Source organism: Francisella sp. AG1 (assembly GCF_057683165.1).
This window is the reverse complement of the sequence record NZ_CM173135.1, coordinates 886,151-903,104: the sequence shown is the minus strand read 5'-3', so window position 1 is coordinate 903,104 and position 16,954 is coordinate 886,151. Positions and strand designations below refer to the sequence as shown.

Genomic DNA, 16,954 nt, shown 5'->3' with positions numbered 1-16,954 from the left:
AATTATAAAGCGTAATTATCAATCAACCTTACACCTTCTACAGTAAATGCATATAATCTTCTATCATCCATATCTTCAACATAAATACTCTTAGCACCTTTAAGCTGATTAGTCTTTTGTATAGCATCTAAAACATTTTTCTCAGATTGAATAATTGATGATACTTTACTAGCTAGCTCAATACCTTTATCAGATAAATGATTATTACGTGAGCTCATAGCTAATCCAGATTCAAGCCTTAGTGTTTCACATGGAATTATATTTACATCTAGAAAAAATGCTAGAACCATCTCTTCTATTAACTTATATTGTTGATAATCTTTTTTACCAAAATAAGCATTAGTAGGCTTAACTATGTTCAAAAGCTTAAGTACAATGGTCAAAACACCATCAAAATGTCTTTTTCTTCCTCCTTCACATTTTGTAGCAAATTCTGAGTTGCAAATCATTCTAAAATCTAAATTTTCATGGTATATATTCTCTTCTGTTGGCAAAAATATACAATCAACTCCAAGTTGACTTGCTAGTTGTAAATCTTGCTCTAATGTCCTAGGATAATTTTCAAGATCATTACTACTATTAAACTGAGTAGGATTCACAAAAATACTTAGTACTGTAAGATCATTATTTCTCACACTTTCTTTGATTAAAGAACCATGTCCATCATGCAAATTTCCCATAGTAGGTACAAAACCAACTGATAGATTTTTATTTTTTAATTCTAAATGACTTCTCAATTCCTTAACCGTTTTAAAAATTTGTACCTCTTGTTTTTTACCAACTATACCACTTCCAAAACTATATTCAATGGATGGAAAAACACTACTATCAACTTCTTGACAATAATTAGATATAGCAGATTCCATTTCTGAACATCCATTCATATATTTTTTCACAAATTTAGGCGTAAAATCAGAATTCATACCTAACATATCTTGAATAACTATTACCTGACCATCTGTTACATTACCAGCCCCTATACCTATAGTTGGTATCCTTAATGCTCTAGTAATATTTTCAGCAACCTCATTAGGTACACACTCTAGAACAATACTAAAACAACCAGCCTCTTCAAGCTGTTTAGCTTGATCAAGCAATACTTCCGCACTTTTTTTAGTTTTCCCTTGGACCTTATAGCCACCTAATGTATTTACAAACTGTGGAGTAAGCCCTATATGCCCCATAACAGGCACTCCAGAATCTACTAAGTGCCTAATATATTGCTCATTACCATTTACACCTTCAAGTTTTATAGCATTAGCTCCTGCTTGCATTAATTTTATAACATTATTATTTAATGAATCTAAAGAACCTTTATAAGTCATAAATGGCAAATCAGCAATTATAAACTGTTTTGTTATTCCTTTAGTTACAGCTTGTGTATGCAATGACATCATTTCTATATCTGCATTTATAGTATCTGAATAACCATACATAGTCATTGCCAAACTATCTCCTACCAATACACAATCAATATCCGTATTATTAACAATCCGAGCCATACTATAGTCATAGCAAGTTATACATTTTATTTTTTTTCCAGCTTCTTTATACATTTGAAAATCTTGAATTTTCATTTTTGTTTCCTTCTATTATTAATTATTTTTGATTCATAAAAATCACAAAATGCTTTATAAACCATTTCAAAATCATCAGTTTTTAAACTATTTAAATTTGCTGCTATAGTATTTTTATCCTCTCTAATCAAAGGTCCTGTCAATGCTGTATTTATATCCTTTTGAATATTTTTAGATGTAGTTTCAACGTAATATTTTAACTTATCAAACGGCACATTAAATTTATCTGCCATTCTAGTCGCAAATACTTGCCATAATATAGTTGTAAAATTATTGGCACTTACACATAAAGCATGATAAAAAGGTTTTTGATCTAGTTCTATAGCAAAACTTGAATTAGGTAAATCAGGGAAAATATCACTAAACTCCAAAGCTTGTTTATTTTTATCATAAAAAAAACAAATTTGGCGATACTCTTCTATTGAATATTTTTGATTTTTAGCAAAACTCTGTAAAGGATGAACTCCTATTATATTTTCACAAGTTAATGAGCCTGAACAATGAATGACTAGTTTATCTAAACCAGGATTTTGAAGATATTCTTTTAAATACCTATTAGCAAATGATTCAATTGCGCTATCGCTTATTAAAAGTATTATTTTATTAGCGTATTGTATTTTGATATTTAACTCGTCTAAAGTATTTTTATTACGAGACCATGACTCATAATAAATATCCAATAAAGCAAAATAATGTCTAAAATGATTAGCTAACCTACCATCACCTATTAATAGATAATTATTTGATATACTCTGCATCTTAGGTTTTTTGCTTATTTATGCTTGAATCAATATAGCCTTTTACTTCTTGTATAGTATTCTTACCATCTACAAAGACTAGCTTTGGATTATGCGTTTTTAATTCTTTAGATTTATATGATGCATATGATGCTACTATAATTACATCACCCTCTTGCACATGCCTAGCCGCTGCACCATTTACACACATTTGTCCTTTATCACCTAAAATAACATAAGTCGCGAACCTGCTACCGTTATTACAATTATAAATTTCTACTCTCTCAAAAGGCAAAAGGTTTGCAGTCTCACATAACTCTCTATCTATGCTTATAGATCCATAATAATTCAAGTTAGCTTCAGTAACAGTCGCCATATGAATTTTTGATTTCAACATTGTTCTTTTCATAATATTCCTTAATATTGCTAAATAACTAACTATAGAAATAAAATTTATTCACTAATTTAAAAATTTACTTTAAAAGAAAGTTAATAAAAATCTCTTTATATAATTTTCGCAAAACACGATATACAATAATACCTATTATTGCAAGCTATTATCCAGCAGAAAACTTATAATTTATATAAACTTATTTTGATATAACTATTAATTATATTTTTTATAAAAAACATAATAATATAATGGTTAATAAATTTAATCTATAAGAACTTAAGCTATACATTTTTATCATAAAGTGTAAGACTTGGATATAAATTATAAATTCTCGAAAAAGGAAATATTAAAAATGTCTGTACTTTTAGAACCTATTAAATTAGGTGATTTAGAATTAAGAAATAAAATAATAATGGCTCCTTTAACTAGATGTCGTACTGACGATAATAGAATTCCTACAGATATGATGGTTCAATATTATAGTCAAAGAGCGACTGTAGGCATGATTATTACAGAAGCTACTTCAATATCTCCAATGGCTGTTGGATATCCCAATACTCCTGGCATCTGGTCTAATAAACAAATTGAAGGATGGAGGAAAGTCGTTAATGGTGTACATAAAGAAAATGGATTGATACTCTTACAATTATGGCATGTTGGCAGGATATCTGATCCTATATACTTAAGTGGTCAAACACCTGTTTCTTCTAGTGCTATTAAGCCTAGTGGCAATGTTAGTTTAGTTAGGCCTAAAAAAGATTTCATTACCCCTAGAGAATTAACAACTAAAGAAGTTAAAAATATTATTCAAGAATACAAACAAGCAGCTATTAATGCAAAATTAGCTGGTTTTGATGGAGTTGAGATTCATGCTGCTAATGGTTATTTATTAGATCAATTTTTACAAGATAGCACTAATAAGCGTAATGATGAATATGGTGGATCATTAGAAAATAGATCCAAATTAATATTAGAAGTAACTGATGCAGTTTGTGAAGTATGGGGAAGTGGTAGAGTTGGGGTTCATATTGCTCCAAGGTGTGATGCCCATGATATGGGAGATTCAAACCCATTAGAAACATTTACATACTTGGTAAAAGAGTTAGGTAGAAAAAATATTGCTTTTATATTCGCTAGGGCAAAAATAGAACATGACAATTTAACAAAAACTTTAAAAAGTAAATCTCAAACTAATTATATAATCAATCAAGATCTAGATAAAAACACTGCTGAATCATTAATAGATAAAGGGTATGCAGATGCTGCCTCATGGGGACAAATGTTGATAGCTAACCCTGATTTAGTATACAGATTTGCTAATAATATTAAACTTACAAAACCAATTCCAGACCTATACTATCAAGGAAATGAAAAAGGGTATATAGATTACCCTTTTGCAAAAAAATAATAAATTCCTTACCGTTAATTTCAATTAGATTAAACCTAAATTAGCTTAATGATTCTATAGGTTCTATTACAACAGAATGCCATAGTTTAGAACTATGGCAGCAGCAGCTCTGCACCCTTCTGAACTAATACTCTACAGCAAAACCCTAAAAATAAAAGCGTTACGGATGATAAGCAGGCAAATTCTATTGACATATATGAAGTCAAAAAGCCAGACCAAATGCTTCCTAAAAACTGAGAAAAGTACATACACATTAAGTAAATTGAAATTGCTCGTGTTGCAATTTCTCTTGGAAAGAGAGATTGAACTATTCCATTTAAGATTGCAACACTCATACTCCATCCCAACCCGAATAAAATTAAAAAGACTATAGTAAGTACATAATTTATCTCTATAAAAAATAAAACCCCTAGCATAGATACAAAACATAAAAAGTAGCATAAGTAGATTATATTATTTTTTGTAGTTTTTTTAACTAATGGTGGAAGTACAATGACAGTTAATAATGCCCCTATTCCTATTATGGCCATAAGCTTACCTTGTCCAGCCGCTGTCATATGTAACTTATAACGTGCAATATACGGAAGCATAGCCCATATATAGTTAATCTGATAATATTGTGCTAAAGACGTGAGTAATAGCATCAGATAAATTATCAAAAGAATTATTTACTTTTCTTAAAATTCTTTTAAAATTGGCCCAAATTTTTTCTATAGGATTTAAATCAGGAGAATAAGCAGGAAGGTATAGTATCTGTATATCCAGTATACTCTAGCGGTGCTATAATCTTCTTTTCTAAATAGTTATAACCAGCAACTATACTTTTTCTCTGAGTTTGATAAGCAATAACTTCACCATAGCTAGGTTTACCAACAAGAGACCATCCTCTTAGTACAGACTGTTTATTATCCATACCCATTTCATCTAAATATACAAGTTTGTTAGGTTCAATAGTCTCAACAACCTCTATAAAACTTTGCCTATCTTGTTCTTTTCTTTGCTTATATTTAGGTGTCTTTTTTTAAAACTAAAACCAAGTCTGGTAAGACAATCATAAAATGTGCTTCTAGGTATTTCAGGAGCTAATGCTTCTCTAATATCTAAAGCCATTGCATCTGGATATGTTCTTAAGTAGCTTTCTATCGCTTCCTTATCTGTAAAGGTTGCTACTCTACCGCAACCCAAGCCTTGCTTAGATTTATAATCACCAGTTGTCTCGTATAAGTTTATCCAAGATCTAGTAGTACGGATATCTATATTAAAAAAATTACTTAGCTCTTTGTCTGTTAGGCCTTCTTTATATTTAGTTATTACGATACCTCTGAAATCTTGGCTATATGATGACATTTTTTCTAAATATTATAACATTATTGTCAAATAACTATCGGATTAACTATATATGTTCCACTAAAAAATATAATAAAAGCATCAAAATAATTTTGCCTAAATGTAGGATTTGAGGTTATTTTCTTTACACAATCGTTAAAAGGTACTTTAGTTTTGACTATGGTCTTTTCTTCATTTTTGTATAACAAAAAATTAAAACCAACTAATCCAAATAAGATGCAAGAAATAATAAACACTAAATATGTTGGGAATAAAGCCAAAATAATTCCCGCTATAAAAGGGCCAAGTGTTCTACACAGATTAAAGCTTAAATTATTCATGATTGCCGCATATTTAATCTGATGTGGTTCCACCACCTCTGCAATGCCTGCTTGTGAAGATGACATTCTTAAAGTAGTCATAGTAGCAAATAGAAAAGTCATCAAAATTAATATTGTTGGATTCATAATTTGTTTATAAACAAATATACCAATCAATATGGCTAAAAAACTAAGTGCGAACTGTATAACTGTTAATATATGATATTTATTATATTTGTCACCTATTATTCCAGAAATAATACCAAATAGAAACAATGGCAAAGTAGTAGCTGCTTGAATTAAAGAGTTCTCTGTTGGTGAACTTGAAATATTTGTTAAAATTATTGCACAAGCCATATTTTGCATCCATATGGCACTATTACTTATTAAATTTGATATCCAAAAATTTAGATAATTCTTATTCTTAAATACTAAAAAACCTTCATATAACATTATATATCCTTAGCCCAATGAATATTATTTTCTCCCCAATCAGCTAACTGCCTCATTAAACTAACCATTTTATCTTCACAGTCTTCTTTAAGAATAAATTTTACAAGCTCTGAATTCGACATTTCCATTTGATTATATTGTTTCTCTTTGCATCCAAGAGAAAATGAATCTATTATGGAATCATGTTTTGGTAGATTAATGTCATTTTTTAGAATACCACGTTTTGGAGGGATGAGATATCTACCACCACAAGATTTCGGCTTATTACTAATAATACTTTGCTTTGATTTATTGTATACCAGTTCTAAAAAGAATAAATTTATATCTACTCCATATGCTAACTCAATCTCTTTTGATAGATTATTTCCTCCTAACCGGCAAGCAATTTCACGTAAAGTAATTTTATCATTTTTATCAATAAATACTTCTATATGAAATAGGGAGTGTATAGGCATATGATAAACATTAGTAACTAAATATTTTACAAACTTATAAAGATTTATTATTATCTAATAAACTACTTCGTAGCAGAGCTACAGGGTATTAATTCCTATATCAAAGTTAGTTGATTAGGGGCAACTGGATTCTGCCTATGCAATTTTTTGTATTTATATTTTTCATCACCACCTTGATTTTTAATATAGTTTGCAATCATATTAGCATCACCGTGTGCACCAACCATTGATACAAAATATCCATCTATCCAAAACTCTCCTTCCCATAAAGTATCTGGCTTTAATGAAGAAAACTTTTTGAATATTTATTTAGCTGTAATACTTTTAACTATTTGTACTATTTTTTTAGGACTATACATCGGTATACTTTAAACCAAAAAATGCACATGATCTTGGTCTATATCTATTTCTACAAATATAATTTCATAGCGCATAGATACCTATGAGTATCTATTTTAAAATCTTTTTATAAGTATTCAAAATTCTAAAAATCTCAGCTTCATCATCCAACTGATTAAGCTTCATCCTAAACTCTTTTGATCCTGGTAAATTTTGAAGATAAAAGCTTGCATGAGTACGAATCTCTTTAACTGCTACATTAGCAGTTTTTAGTTTTATTAATCTTCTTAAGTGCTCACCTAAAACCTCAACCTTCTCTAGAGAGGTTGGTGTAGGTATTATTTCACCTGTATTTAAATACTCTGCAATTTGTCTAAATATCCATGGATTACCACGTGAAGCACGCCCAACCATTACAGCATCTACACCAGTGTGCTCAATCATAGCTTTGGCACTTTGTGGGCAAAAAACATCACCATTACCAATTACTACTGTATTAACGGACTTTTTAACATCTCTAATAATATCCCAATTTGCACGACCTGTATACATTTGCTCACGGGTACGTCCATGTAATGCTATCGCACTCACACCAGCAGCTTCACAAGCTTTAGCAACTTCTATAGCATTTATGTTTTGATCATCCCAACCGATACGCATTTTTACAGTGACTGGTTTATGCACTGCCTTTACTATAGAACTAAGTATTTTATAGATTCTATCAACATCTTTAAGAAGCGCTGCTCCAGCTTGTAATTTCTTAGCTATTTTTGGCATTGGGCAGCCCATATTTATATCAAGAAAATCACATTCTGTATTTTTTGCAATATATTTAGAAGCTCCGACAAAGCTTTCCAAATCAGTGCCAAATATTTGTATTCCTAATGGTTTTTCACTATTTTCCATATAGAGCATTTCCATAGTTTCCCAGTTTTGCTCAATCACCCCTTTATTACTAACCATTTCAGTGTAAATTAATCCTGCTCCATGCTCTTTGCAAATAGTACGAAAAGCACTGTCGCAAAACCCTGCCATTGGTGCTAGTACAACATTATTTTCAATCTCAATATCAGCAATTTTAAAGTCCATTTTTTATTCCATCTAATAAAAACCATTGTCCCATTTGCCTAGGATTATTAAAAGTAATTCCATACTTCATAAATTCTTTTTGAACTTCAGTTACTTGATTTTCGATGATTCCTGATAGTGCTAACTTACCACCTTTCTTTAAGGAATCTACAATAATCTTTGCTAAACTAATTAAGATATTTGAGAAAATATTTGCTACTATTAAATCAAATTTTTGAGTTGGTAAATTATCACTAAAATAAGTTTTATTAGCTACTTTATTTTCTTGAGCATTTTTCTGTGATGACTCTATAGAGTTAAGATCAATATCAATACCCTCAGCATAAATAGCACCTAGCTTAACAGCCCCTATTGCTAATACTCCTGTACCACAACCATAATCTAAAACTTGCGTATCATTTGATACATGATTCTCTAACCACTCTAGGCACATTTTAGTTGTTTCATGATTACCACAACCAAAAGCTATACTTGGGTCAACTACTATATAAATATGCTTATTATCTTGTGGTGGTAACTTATGCCAATTTGGATAAACCACCATATTCTTACCAATATTAATTGGCTCATAATCATACAACCAAGCAGCTTCCCACTGTTGATCTTTAATAATTTCATAATTTATTTCACTAATTATACTTCCGCCAAATTGTTCTTTCAAATTAGCAATTATAATTTTGATATCATGATGATTTTCATATAATGTTGTCAGAGAAACTTCTTTATCTGACTTATTTATTGTAGTTATAGAACCTGCATTATTAATAAAAAGATAATCTTCGACCATTTCTAAAAAAGAAATTTTTACATCAAAAGTTAATTGGTGCCATTGTTGCATTTATTTGTAATTGTATAGCTAAAGTTTCATAAGTTAATTATAGCAATTATCCTTATAATTTATACGTTAAACTGATTCACATATAGTTAATCCGATAGTTATTTGACAATAATGTTATAATATTTAGAAAAAATGTCATCATATAGCCAAGATTTCAGAGATATCGTAATAACTAAATATAAAGAAGGCCTAACAGACAAAGAGCTAAGTAATTTTTTTAATATAGATATCCGTACTACTAGATCTTGGATAAACTTATACGAGACAACTGGTGATTATAAATCTAAGCAAGGCTTGGGTTGCGGTAGAGTAGCAACCTTTACAGATAAGGAAGCGATAGAAAGCTACTTAAGAACATATCCAGATGCAATGGCTTTAGATATTAGAGAAGCATTAGCTCCTGAAATACCTAGAAGCACATTTTATGATTGTCTTACCAGACTTGGTTTTAGTTTTAAAAAAAGACACCTAAATATAAGCAAAGAAAAGAACAAGATAGGCAAAGTTTTATAGAGGTTGTTGAGACTATTGAACCTAACAAACTTGTATATTTAGATGAAATGGGTATGGATAATAAACAGTCTGTACTAAGAGGATGGTCTCTTGTTGGTAAACCTAGCTATGGTGAAGTTATTGCTTATCAAACTCAGAGAAAAAGTATAGTTGCTGGTTATAACTATTTAGAAAAGAAGATTATAGCACCGCTAGAGTATACTGGATATACAGATACTCAAATTTTTAATCAGTGGTTTGAAGAGCATTTATGTCCTGAGTTAATTCCAAAGACTACTGTTGTTATGGATAATGCTAGTTTTCATAAGTCTCCTAAATTGGCTAAAATAGCAGAGAAGTTTGATATACAGATACTATACCTTCCTGCTTATTCTCCTGATTTAAATCCTATAGAAAAAATTTGGGCCAATTTTAAAAGAATTTTAAGAAAAGTAAATAATTCTTTTGATAATTTATCTGATGCTATTACTCACGTCTTTAGCACAATATTATCAGATTAACTATATAGAAAATAGCAACTTACTAAAATTTACTATAATAACTATTTTTTTTAAACTTCTAATTTCTATTAGTTAATAGTTTTAGCTATATAATCGCTAGGAAAAGCATAATTCTATATGCTAGACTGAAATTTAATAAGTTTTTTAAACGCATAAATACCACAACAAATTATTTATTGTGTGGCTTTTTTATTTATAGCAAAAATTAAAATCACTTCTAATATTTATACTTTAAAGGAGATATATAAAATGAAATATAAATCTAATGAAAATCCTGCTGGAACTAATGGCTTTGCATTTTTAGAGTTTACATCTACCAATGTTAACGAATTACATAAATTATTCTCATTAATGGGTTTTGTACATGTAGCAAATCACAAATCTAAAAATATCGAATTATGGAAACAAAATGATATTACATTCCTTATTAATAATACTAAAGGTGGATTTGCTGAAAAATTTGCTAAAGATCATAATGGTGGTGCTTGCGGTATGGGATTTTTGGTTAATGATGTAAACCATGCTTATGAGCATTGTATAAAAAATGGAGCAAAGTCTAAAAAATCAGATCAATGGCATAACCCTGTAGATACTAAAATTATCAATGGTATTGCTGATACTTGCTTATACCTCACAGAATGCGATGACTTATTAAACTCTGAGCTATTTGAAATAATACCAGGAGCTTTAGAAAAAGCACAAAAACATTCTGCTGGATTATTATATATTGATCATCTTACACATAATGTCTTCCGCGGCAATATGGATAAATGGGCTAAATTTTATGAAGATTTATTTAACTTTAAAGAAATTCGTTATTTTGATATCGAAGGTAAGCTTACAGGTTTAGTAAGTCGTGCTATGACTGGACCATGCCTAAAAATTAAAATTCCAATTAATGAATCCGCTGACGATATTTCTCAAATTGAAGAATTTTTAAACTTATACAATGGTGAAGGTATTCAACATATTGCTTTAGAAAGTGAAAATATTTTTGAAAGCGTTGAAAAATTACAAAATATCGGCATGAAATTTATGAAAACACCTGATAGTTATTATAAAAAAACTCATCAAAGATTACCTTATCATCCTGAAGATGTTGATAGAATGCATAAAAACCAAATTCTGATTGATGGTGCTCCTACAGAAGATGGTGGCTATTTATTACAAATATTTACTGATACAGTAATTGGTCCTGTATTTTTTGAAATTATCCAAAGAAAAGGTGATGATGGTTTTGGTGAAGGCAACTTTCAAGCACTATTTGATTCTATTGAAAATGACCAGGTTGAACGTGGCGTAATCTTAGATAAATAAGGAATATAAAATGATAACTTTATACGATTATTTTAGATCTACGGCTAGCTATAGGGTTCGTATAGCTCTTAATTTAAAAAACTTAGATTATCAGCTAAAAGAAGTTCATTTAGTTAATAATGGTGGAGAACAATTCTCTGATGAATATAAAAAATTAAATCCTTTAGCTCGTGTACCCACACTTGTTGATGATGATTTTACCCTTACTCAATCATTAGCTATTATTGAATATTTAGATTCTAAATACCCTACAAATAAACTAATTCCCGAAGATCTTGAACTAGCTGGACAAGTTAGATCTTTTAGCCAAATTATTGCTTGTGATATTCATCCACTAAACAATTCTGGTGTTATTAAATATTTACAGCAAGAGCTAGGTATTAATGATAAAAATAAAAACATGTGGTATCAGCACTGGGTAATCAACGGTTTTGATGCTATAGAAAAAATTTTAGAGTTTAACTCAGGTAAGTTTTGTTTTGGCAAAAACATAACTTTAGCAGATATTTGCTTAGTTGCTCAAGTATATAATGCTAATCGTTTTAATGTGCCACTAAATAAATATCCTAATATATTGAGAATAAATAATCATTGTTTAGAGCTTAAAGAATTTATCAAAGCTTCCCCTGATAATCATAATTTTTAAAAAATATTATTAATTTTTATTTTGTAAGGAGATAAAAATGTCATTGAAATATCAAAGTGGTTTCCAGAACTACTTTCAAACCGAAGCTAAAGACAATGCTTTACCTAAAGATAGAAATGCTCCTCAGAAAGTAAATTTTGGATTATATGCTGAACAGTTTAATAACTCAGCATTTACAGCTCAACGATATGCCAACTTTAGTACTTGGCAATATAAAATTCGTCCATCTATTAGCTCAAGTGGCAAAGCAGAATTAATCAAAGAACATTTTATTAGAGACATTAATAATCCTGATAAAGTTCTAACACCTCCTGATCAAATGCGTTGGAGTCCTATTGATATCCCTAACAAACCTACTGATCTAATTGATGGTTTAATGACTTTTATGTATAACTCAACAGCAGCAATACATTTATATTCAGCTAATAAATCAATGGATAGATATTTTTATTGTGCTGATGGAGACTGGCTATTTGTACTACAACAAGGTGCTTTACGTTTTAAAACTGAAATGGGAATAATTGATGCTGCACCAAATGAAATTGTAATTATGCCGCGTGGTATACGTTATCAAATAGAATTGCTTGATAATAATGCCAGAGGCTATATCTGTGAGAGCCAAGCTGCCCATTTTTTTCTCCCAGAAAGAGGTCCTATTGGAGCAAATGGTCTAGCTGAAGAAAGACATTTTTTAGCTCCAGTTGCCAGCTATGAAGACCTATCTGGTGATTTTGAAATGATAACTAAATTTCAAGGTCAAATGTGGAAAACACCTATCAATCACTCACCTCTAGATATAGTTGCTTGGCATGGTAACTTATATCCATATAAATATGATTTAAACTTATTTTGCCCTATAAATACTGTTTTAAAAGATCACGCTGATCCAAGTATCTTTACTGTACTATCTGCCCCATCTGCGATTCCTGGTACAGCAAATGTTGACTTTGTTATATTCCCTGAAAGATGGGTAGTCGGTGAAAACACTTTTAGACCTCCCTACTATCACCGTAACATTATGAGTGAATTTATGGGGCTCATTCAAGGTCAGTACGATGCCAAAGGTGATAATTTTTCACCAGGTGGTGGAAGTTTACATAATACTATGTCATCACATGGACCAGATAAGCAAACTTTTGATAAGGCATCTAATGAGATACTAAAACCTGTACGTTATAAAAACACATTAGCATTTATGTTTGAAAGTCGTGAAAGTTATCGTATTACTAAACTTGCTCTTGAGCATACTGCTAGACAAAAAGAATATATAAATTGTTGGGATGGATTAACATCTAACTTTAATAAATAATAAAGGAGTTTAAACTAAAAATGATTAGCGCAAATAACCCAAAATTAAAATCTTTTATCTCAATAAATACTGAGAATCACTTCCCTATTCAAAATTTACCTTTTGGAATTTTCTCAACAACTCAAGATTCTCAGAGAAGAGTTGGTGTAGCAATTGGTGAATATATACTTGATATTGCTGCATGTATAAAACAAGGTTTATTAAAAGATACTCCTCTGAAACAAGAAATGGTATATAAAAACCTAAATGAACTTATGCAACTAGGTAGGAGTAATATTACTAGAATAAGAAACTCCATAAGTGAATTACTTAGAGATACATCTAGTTTAAAAGAAAATAAAAATCTACAAACAAAAATATTAGTAAAACAAAAAGATGCTACCATGCATCTCCCTGTTAAGATATCTGGTTATACCGACTTTTATTCATCAAAAGAGCATGCCACCAATATAGGCACCTTATTTAGAGACAAAAATAATCCTTTATTACCAAACTGGTTACATATTCCTGTAGCTTATGATGGACGTGCAGGCAGTATAATTGTTAGTGATGAAGCTATTAAACGACCTCAAGGCCAAACTAGGCCAAACCCTGAAGAGCCACCGGTATTTGGTAAGTGCAAAGGTTTAGATGTTGAAGTTGAGGTAGGTATGTTTGTTGGCTTGGGTTCAAAACTTGGTAGTAGTATTTCTATGGAGCAAACCCCAGAGCATATTTTTGGTATGGTACTTTTGAACGACTGGAGTGCTAGAGATATCCAAAAATGGGAATATGTACCTCTTGGACCATTCTTAGCTAAAAATTTTGCAACATCAATATCTCCATGGGTTGTGACTTTAGATGCATTAGAGCCATTTAGAGTTACTGCACCTAAGCAAGATCCTGAAGTATTAGATTATTTAAAACGCAAAGAAGATTGGGCTATTGATCTAGAACTAGCTTTTGGTATTCAAACTCCAGAGATGAATAAGCCTCAATTCATTTCTCATACAAACTTTAAATATATGTACTGGGATATTGCACAACAATTAACTCATCACAGTATAAATGGTTGTGCCATGAATACCGGAGATCTACTTGGTTCTGGCACTATTAGTGGTCCTACTCCAGATAGTTATGGAAGTATGATCGAACTTACAGAAGGTGGTAAAAAACCAATTAAATTAGAGGATGGTAGTGAGAGAATTTTCCTAAAAGATGGTGATACAGCTGTAATTACAGGATTTTGTCAAGCAGATGGATACCGTGTAGGTTTTGGCCATGTAAGTGGAAAAATTATCCCATAAGGAACCATTAAATGAAAAAATCAAGTAAATATATATCAAGAATATCTGATGATAATGGATATATTAAATACCCTAGCAATGAACATAAAACATGGCATGATTTATCTCAAAGACAACTTAAAATAGTTAAAGACTATGCTTGTGATGAGTATATTGAAGGTTTAGAGTACCTTAAATTACCCACTGATAAAATACCTCAAATTCCAGATGTAAATAAGAAACTTAGTAAAGCTACTGGCTGGACTGTAGAGCCTGTAGCAGCACTTATAGGTTTTAATAAGTTTTTTAAATTATTAGCTGAACGTAAATTTCCATGTGCAACCTTTATTCGAACTAATGAGGATTTTAATTATGTTACTGAGCCAGATATTTTCCATGAAATATTTGGACATACACCAATGCTTACAAATAAAGTCTATGCAGATTTTATGCAAAAATACGGTGAATTAGGTATTGGGCAAAAACCATATATTCAAAAAATGTTAGCACGTTTCTATTGGTTCACAGTAGAGTTTGGATTGATTAAAACTTCCAGAGGTCTTAAATGCTATGGAGGTGGAATTTTATCATCACCTAGCGAAACGCTACATTCAATAGAAGAAAAGAATGTTCAAAGAAATAATTTTAATGCTTTAGATATACTTAGAACACCATACCGAATTGATATTAAACAATTAGTTTATTACAGTATTGAATCTTACTCTCAGATATATGATGTACTTAATAATGATTTTATATCAATAATCACCCAAGCACAAAAAATGGGGGAGTTCTCCCCCCTCTTTGAGCCAGCAACGGCTTAAAAAACAATTTAAAAACAATAATTATTAGGAGATAAGAATGAGCTTATTAACAGAAAAAAAATGTCAAATATGTGAATCAGGTGGAGTATTACCTTTATCAACTCAAGAAGCACAAGCATTACTACAATCGATATCTTGTGATTGGGAGATAAATGATAATAAACTAACTCGTGTCTTTAATTTTAAGGGATTCTATAAAACTATGGCTTTTGTCAATACTGTAGCTTGGATAGCTAATAGCGAAGGTCACCACCCAGATCTCGAAGTAAGCTTTAATAAAGCTACTGTAAATTTCACTACACACGCTGTTGATGGATTAACACAAAATGATTTCATCTGTGCTGCAAAAGTTGATGCACTTATAAATTAATTTCACTGAGGTAGGTTTTAAAATGAGTAATTTTCAAGAAACTATAATCAAAAAACTTGAGGCTTTTTCAGCAACTGAGCCAGAGATTGTTTTTCAATGGAAAGATAAAATATCACCAGCTACTGGAACATTAGTAATAAATTCTCTAAAAGGTGGTGCTGCAGGAGGTGGAACACGACTTCACAATAATATAACTCTAGGCGAAATCACAACTTTAGCAAAAATTATGGAGATTAAATTTGCCTTATCAGGGCCAGCTATTGGTGGTGCTAAAACAGGTATTAAGCTTAATCCTAATGATCCTCTAAAATATGATGTCTTAGAAAGATGGTATAAAGCAATTCAACCTATTTTAAAAAATTATTATGGTACAGGTAGTGATATGAATACTGATATCCATAAAATTAATGAAATTTTAAATAAGATAGGTATAAACAATTCTCAAGAAGGCATCATAAATAAATATACCCAAGGTAATGATCAACAAAAGCAAGCAGCTTTTGCTAATATGCAGCTTTTAAAAAGCAAATTAAATTTTGAAGATGGTAGCCAACCTTTACTTGCAGAAATGGTTACAGGATATGGTGTAGCAGCTGCAGTATTAGCTTACTATAAATCTGCTAACAAAGATATTCGTGGTAAAAAAGTGTTCATACAAGGTAGTGGTAACGTTGGCGCTGCAGCAGCATATTATTTAGATGCTGCTGGTGCATTAATAGTTGCTATGAGTGATAAAGATGCTGGATCATTTAATTTAAAAGGTTTCTCTAAACAAGACATCCTAAGTGTACTTGGATCTCGCCGTATCCTAAGTACCTTAGAAGATACTTTACCCCATGATAAGTTCTATCCCAAACTATTAAATACTGAAATTGATATTATGGTTCCTGCTGCAGGCTCAAACATAATTACTTATGATGATATTGAAGGGATGCTTAAAAATAATCTTGAAGTTATAAGTTGTGGTGCAAACCATCCTTTTAAGGAAGCTGAATATTGTTATGGTAAATGTTCTCAATATTTTGATAATAAATTAGCAATATTACCTGATTTCTTATCAAACATGGGAATGGCGAGAACATTCTATACTATGATGTCAAACCCGACTGAAAATATTACTCCAGAATTTATATTTAAAGATATAGATACAGTTATTCAAAGCTCTATAAACAAGGCTTATAGTAACCATAATGGTAAGCTTATGACAGCCTCTTTATATGAAATAGCTCTAGATAACATTAATAATACAATCTAAAAATAAATTTTAAATAACT

The 16,954-nt window shown here is 30.6% G+C and carries 17 protein-coding genes and 3 pseudogenes; 9 read left to right on the top strand and 11 right to left on the bottom strand.

Going from position 1 to position 16,954, the window contains the following annotated elements:
* Positions 1-2: 2 nt before the first annotated feature.
* From panC to panD, 4 genes and pseudogenes are all read right to left on the bottom strand, one after another.
* Positions 3-752: pseudogene (gene panC, locus ACR0PV_RS04605) on the bottom strand (pantoate--beta-alanine ligase); the annotation flags it as partial.
* A gap of 42 nt (positions 753-794) precedes the next feature.
* Positions 795-1,577: pseudogene (gene panB / locus ACR0PV_RS04600) on the bottom strand (3-methyl-2-oxobutanoate hydroxymethyltransferase); the annotation flags it as partial.
* On the bottom strand, positions 1,574-2,335 hold the full coding sequence (locus tag ACR0PV_RS04595; protein ID WP_488173788.1) for a DUF2520 domain-containing protein: 762 nt from the start codon (positions 2,333-2,335) through the stop codon (positions 1,574-1,576). The pseudogene panB and the gene ACR0PV_RS04595, both read right to left, overlap by 4 nt.
* A 1-nt stretch (position 2,336) precedes the next feature.
* Positions 2,337-2,723: an aspartate 1-decarboxylase gene (gene panD, locus ACR0PV_RS04590; RefSeq protein ID WP_488173787.1), complete on the bottom strand. Its 387-nt coding sequence runs from the start codon at positions 2,721-2,723 to the stop codon at positions 2,337-2,339.
* A 337-nt stretch (positions 2,724-3,060) separates the two neighbouring features.
* Here panD and ACR0PV_RS04585 point away from each other — a divergent pair, with 337 nt between their 5' ends.
* Positions 3,061-4,116 (top strand): alkene reductase, encoded by a 1,056-nt coding sequence (locus tag ACR0PV_RS04585; protein ID WP_488173786.1) that lies wholly within the window; start codon positions 3,061-3,063, stop codon positions 4,114-4,116.
* 92 nt (positions 4,117-4,208) lie between these two features.
* Here ACR0PV_RS04585 and ACR0PV_RS04580 read toward each other — a convergent pair whose 3' ends face one another.
* From ACR0PV_RS04580 to prmA, 7 genes and pseudogenes are all read right to left on the bottom strand, one after another.
* Positions 4,209-4,760: an MFS transporter gene (locus ACR0PV_RS04580; RefSeq protein ID WP_488173785.1), complete on the bottom strand. Its 552-nt coding sequence runs from the start codon at positions 4,758-4,760 to the stop codon at positions 4,209-4,211.
* Positions 4,720-5,463, bottom strand: a pseudogene (locus ACR0PV_RS04575) (transposase). The gene ACR0PV_RS04580 and the pseudogene ACR0PV_RS04575 overlap by 41 nt, the downstream one beginning before the upstream one ends.
* A gap of 26 nt (positions 5,464-5,489) precedes the next feature.
* Positions 5,490-6,215, bottom strand: a complete 726-nt coding sequence (locus ACR0PV_RS04570; protein WP_488173784.1) for an MFS transporter — start codon at positions 6,213-6,215, stop codon at positions 5,490-5,492.
* Complete coding sequence (locus ACR0PV_RS04565) at positions 6,215-6,670, bottom strand: hypothetical protein (RefSeq protein ID WP_488173783.1); 456 nt, start codon at positions 6,668-6,670, stop codon at positions 6,215-6,217. Before ACR0PV_RS04565 ends, ACR0PV_RS04570 begins: the two co-directional genes overlap by 1 nt.
* A gap of 95 nt (positions 6,671-6,765) precedes the next feature.
* Complete coding sequence (locus tag ACR0PV_RS04560) at positions 6,766-6,975, bottom strand: transposase (RefSeq protein ID WP_488173954.1); 210 nt, start codon at positions 6,973-6,975, stop codon at positions 6,766-6,768.
* Positions 6,976-7,120: 145 nt separating this feature from the next.
* Complete coding sequence (gene dusB, locus ACR0PV_RS04555) at positions 7,121-8,098, bottom strand: tRNA dihydrouridine synthase DusB (protein WP_488173782.1); 978 nt, start codon at positions 8,096-8,098, stop codon at positions 7,121-7,123.
* Entirely contained in the window at positions 8,088-8,936 is an 849-nt protein-coding gene (gene prmA / locus ACR0PV_RS04550; protein WP_488173781.1) for a 50S ribosomal protein L11 methyltransferase, read from the bottom strand. Before prmA ends, dusB begins: the two co-directional genes overlap by 11 nt.
* 132 nt (positions 8,937-9,068) lie before the next feature.
* Here prmA and ACR0PV_RS04545 point away from each other — a divergent pair.
* The 8 genes from ACR0PV_RS04545 (at position 9,069) to ACR0PV_RS04510 (ending at position 16,935) form a co-directional block, all read left to right on the top strand.
* Positions 9,069-9,949, top strand: a protein-coding gene (locus ACR0PV_RS04545; RefSeq protein ID WP_488172194.1) for an IS630 family transposase whose coding sequence is annotated in 2 segments (ribosomal slippage) — positions 9,069-9,393 and positions 9,393-9,949 — 882 coding nt in all. Because the reading frame shifts where the segments join, the coding sequence is not laid out codon by codon here.
* Positions 9,950-10,198: 249 nt separating this feature from the next.
* Positions 10,199-11,266 carry a 4-hydroxyphenylpyruvate dioxygenase gene (hppD, locus tag ACR0PV_RS04540; protein ID WP_488173780.1) on the top strand — a complete coding sequence of 356 codons (1,068 nt, stop codon included), beginning with the start codon at positions 10,199-10,201 and terminating at the stop codon, positions 11,264-11,266.
* Positions 11,267-11,276: 10 nt separating this feature from the next.
* Entirely contained in the window at positions 11,277-11,912 is a 636-nt protein-coding gene (gene maiA, locus ACR0PV_RS04535) for a maleylacetoacetate isomerase (protein ID WP_488173779.1), read from the top strand.
* Positions 11,913-11,949: 37 nt separating this feature from the next.
* Positions 11,950-13,221 carry a homogentisate 1,2-dioxygenase gene (gene hmgA, locus ACR0PV_RS04530; protein WP_488173778.1) on the top strand — a complete coding sequence of 424 codons (1,272 nt, stop codon included), beginning with the start codon at positions 11,950-11,952 and terminating at the stop codon, positions 13,219-13,221.
* A 20-nt stretch (positions 13,222-13,241) separates the two neighbouring features.
* The gene (gene fahA, locus ACR0PV_RS04525) at positions 13,242-14,507 is read left to right on the top strand and encodes a fumarylacetoacetase (RefSeq protein WP_488173777.1); all 1,266 of its coding nucleotides are present in this window, start codon (positions 13,242-13,244) and stop codon (positions 14,505-14,507) included.
* 11 nt (positions 14,508-14,518) lie between these two features.
* Positions 14,519-15,310 (top strand): phenylalanine 4-monooxygenase, encoded by a 792-nt coding sequence (gene phhA / locus ACR0PV_RS04520; RefSeq protein ID WP_488173776.1) that lies wholly within the window; start codon positions 14,519-14,521, stop codon positions 15,308-15,310.
* A 37-nt stretch (positions 15,311-15,347) separates the two neighbouring features.
* The gene (locus ACR0PV_RS04515; RefSeq protein ID WP_488173775.1) at positions 15,348-15,680 is read left to right on the top strand and encodes a 4a-hydroxytetrahydrobiopterin dehydratase; all 333 of its coding nucleotides are present in this window, start codon (positions 15,348-15,350) and stop codon (positions 15,678-15,680) included.
* 22 nt (positions 15,681-15,702) lie between these two features.
* On the top strand, positions 15,703-16,935 hold the full coding sequence (locus tag ACR0PV_RS04510) for a Glu/Leu/Phe/Val dehydrogenase dimerization domain-containing protein (RefSeq protein WP_488173774.1): 1,233 nt from the start codon (positions 15,703-15,705) through the stop codon (positions 16,933-16,935).
* Positions 16,936-16,954 lie beyond the last annotated feature (19 nt).

Excerpts from the sequence above, each read along its gene's own strand:
- ACR0PV_RS04585 (WP_488173786.1), top strand. The coding sequence starts at position 3,061 with ATGTCTGTACTTTTAGAACCTATTAAATTAGGTGATTTAGAATTAAGA.
- hmgA (WP_488173778.1), top strand. The coding sequence starts at position 11,950 with ATGTCATTGAAATATCAAAGTGGTTTCCAGAACTACTTTCAAACCGAA.
- panD (WP_488173787.1), bottom strand. The coding sequence starts at position 2,723 with ATGAAAAGAACAATGTTGAAATCAAAAATTCATATGGCGACTGTTACT.
- prmA (WP_488173781.1), bottom strand. The coding sequence starts at position 8,936 with ATGCAACAATGGCACCAATTAACTTTTGATGTAAAAATTTCTTTTTTA.
- ACR0PV_RS04510 (WP_488173774.1), top strand. The coding sequence starts at position 15,703 with ATGAGTAATTTTCAAGAAACTATAATCAAAAAACTTGAGGCTTTTTCA.
- ACR0PV_RS04565 (WP_488173783.1), bottom strand. The coding sequence starts at position 6,670 with ATGCCTATACACTCCCTATTTCATATAGAAGTATTTATTGATAAAAAT.
- ACR0PV_RS04515 (WP_488173775.1), top strand. The coding sequence starts at position 15,348 with ATGAGCTTATTAACAGAAAAAAAATGTCAAATATGTGAATCAGGTGGA.
- phhA (WP_488173776.1), top strand. The coding sequence starts at position 14,519 with ATGAAAAAATCAAGTAAATATATATCAAGAATATCTGATGATAATGGA.
- ACR0PV_RS04595 (WP_488173788.1), bottom strand. The coding sequence starts at position 2,335 with ATGCAGAGTATATCAAATAATTATCTATTAATAGGTGATGGTAGGTTA.
- ACR0PV_RS04570 (WP_488173784.1), bottom strand. The coding sequence starts at position 6,215 with ATGTTATATGAAGGTTTTTTAGTATTTAAGAATAAGAATTATCTAAAT.
- fahA (WP_488173777.1), top strand. The coding sequence starts at position 13,242 with ATGATTAGCGCAAATAACCCAAAATTAAAATCTTTTATCTCAATAAAT.
- maiA (WP_488173779.1), top strand. The coding sequence starts at position 11,277 with ATGATAACTTTATACGATTATTTTAGATCTACGGCTAGCTATAGGGTT.
- hppD (WP_488173780.1), top strand. The coding sequence starts at position 10,199 with ATGAAATATAAATCTAATGAAAATCCTGCTGGAACTAATGGCTTTGCA.
- dusB (WP_488173782.1), bottom strand. The coding sequence starts at position 8,098 with ATGGACTTTAAAATTGCTGATATTGAGATTGAAAATAATGTTGTACTA.
- ACR0PV_RS04580 (WP_488173785.1), bottom strand. The coding sequence starts at position 4,760 with ATGCTATTACTCACGTCTTTAGCACAATATTATCAGATTAACTATATA.